Origin of the sequence: Streptomyces sp. NRRL WC-3549 (assembly GCF_000721935.1) — a bacterium.
Lineage (GTDB): Bacteria > Actinomycetota > Actinomycetes > Streptomycetales > Streptomycetaceae > Streptomyces.
In genome coordinates, this window is sequence record NZ_KL585415.1 from 51,359 (window position 1) to 53,374 (window position 2,016).

At 72.2% G+C, this 2,016-nt stretch carries 2 protein-coding genes; both read left to right on the top strand.

The window, feature by feature from the left end:
- Window positions 1-1,573, top strand: a 1,573-nt coding sequence (locus IH13_RS0122980) for a hydantoinase/oxoprolinase family protein (protein ID WP_031087355.1), incomplete at its 5' end; no start/stop codon positions are given.
- Window positions 1,570-2,016, top strand: a 447-nt coding sequence (locus IH13_RS0122985) for a hydantoinase B/oxoprolinase family protein (RefSeq protein WP_031087357.1), incomplete at its 3' end; no start/stop codon positions are given. The genes IH13_RS0122980 and IH13_RS0122985, both read left to right, overlap by 4 nt.

Genomic DNA, 2,016 nt, shown 5'->3' on the forward strand with positions numbered 1-2,016 from the left:
GCGGCAGGCCCGGGAGATCATCCAGGCTGCCGCACCGGAGCTGCGTGTGGCGCTGTCCAGTGAGGTGAACCCCGAGATCCGTGAGTACGAGCGGAGTTCGACCACCCTGGCCAACGTCTACGTCCAGCAGCTCGTCGAGACCTACCTGGAGGACCTCCGCAACCGGTTGCGGGGTCTCGGCCTGCGTCGTGATCCGCTGATCATGCTGTCGAACGGCGGGGTCGCCGCGATCGACGTGGCCCGGCGGTTCCCGATCCGGATGCTGGAGTCCGGGCCGGCGGGCGGCGCCCTCGGAGCGATCGCCTTCGGGCGCGCCGCGGACCGGCCCGACCAGGTCGCCTTCGACATGGGCGGCACCACCGCCAAACTGTGCATCATCGAGGGCAACCGCCCCCTGGTCACCCACACCTTCGAGGTGGACCGGGTGTACCGGCTGCGCGCCGGTTCCGGTCTTCCCGTGCGGGCCCCGGTCATCGACATGATCGAGATCGGGACGGGCGGCGGCTCGGTGGCCAGGGTCAACTCGCTCGGCCTGATCACCGTCGGCCCGGACTCCGCCGGTTCGGAGCCCGGCCCCGTGAGTTACGGCCGCGGCGGCACCCGGTGCACCGTCACCGACGCCGACGTCGTCCTCGGATATCTGGACCCCTCCCGCTTCCTCGGCGGCGACATGGCGCTCGACGCGGCCGCGGCGTCCGCCGCCATCGAGGAGCAGATCGCGCGGAAGCTCGGTGTCGGCGTGGCGGAGGCGGCGTGGGGCATCCACGCGACGGCCAACGAGAGCATGGCGAACGCGGCCCGTGTGCACGCGATCGAACGGGGTCAGGACCCCGCACGTCTGCCGCTGTTCGTCTCCGGCGGCAACGGCCCCCTGCACGGTCCCGGAGTGGCCGCAGCGCTCGGCTCCTCCGCCGTGGTGGTGCCCCCGGCCGCAGGCGTCCTGAGCGCGCTGGGATTCCTGTCCGCACCGATGTCCATCGACATCGTCCGCTCGCGCTACGCCGCACTCGGCACCCTCGCACCCGGTACGGTCGAGGAGGTCTTCGCGGAGATGGAACGCGAGGGCACCGAGGTGCTGTCCGGCTCCGGGACGCCGGCCGCGGACATCACGCACGAGCGCACCCTGGACATGCGCTTCGCCGGGCAGGGCAGCGAGATCGAAGTGCCCGTGCCCGAGCTGGGGGACGACTGGCGCGAGGCCCTCGCGGAGAGCTTCGCCGAGCAGTACCGGCAGCGGTTCGGGTCCGTCGCCCCGGTAGGGGTCGAGACCGAGATCCTCACCTGGCGGGTCGCCTCGCGGGGACCGGACCCCCAGGCCCGGCTGCGGCTGGACCGGCCGGCGGAGTCCGCCGACGCCCTCGTCGGCCACCGCGACGCCTACTTCCCCGCAGCCGGGGGCTATGTGTCCACCGCCGTCTACGACCGCTACCGGCTGGCCACCGGCACCGTCGTCGAAGGCCCGGCACTGGTGCAGGAGCGGGAGTCGACGCTGGTCGTCCCACCCGCGGCCCGCTGCACCGTCACCGACGACAGCAGCATCCTCGTCGAGTTCGTTTCAGGAGGGACCCGATGACCACCGTCCCCGTTCCCGCTCGCCCCACCGACCCCGCCCACCCGGGCGCCACGGCCGACCCGGTCGACCCGGTCGTGGTCGGGCTGGTGAGCAACCGGCTGCACTCCCTGCTCGACGAACAGCAGGCCGCACTGGTGAACACCGCCTTCAGCCCCGTGGTGCGCGAATCCCTCGACCTCGCCTGCGCCGTGTTCGACAGCCGGGGCCAGATGATCGGTCAGTCCTCCGGCGGCACCCCGGGCCACATCAACGCCATGGCGACCGGGATGGGCCACATCGTGGCGAAGTACCCGCCCGGCGCACTCGCCGACGGTGACGTACTCATCACCAACGACCCGTGGATGACGGCCGGGCAGGTCAACGACATCACGGTCGCCACCCCCGTCTTCCGCGGTGGCGCGCTGGTCGCCTGGTTTGCGAGCTGCTGCCACTCGCCCGACATC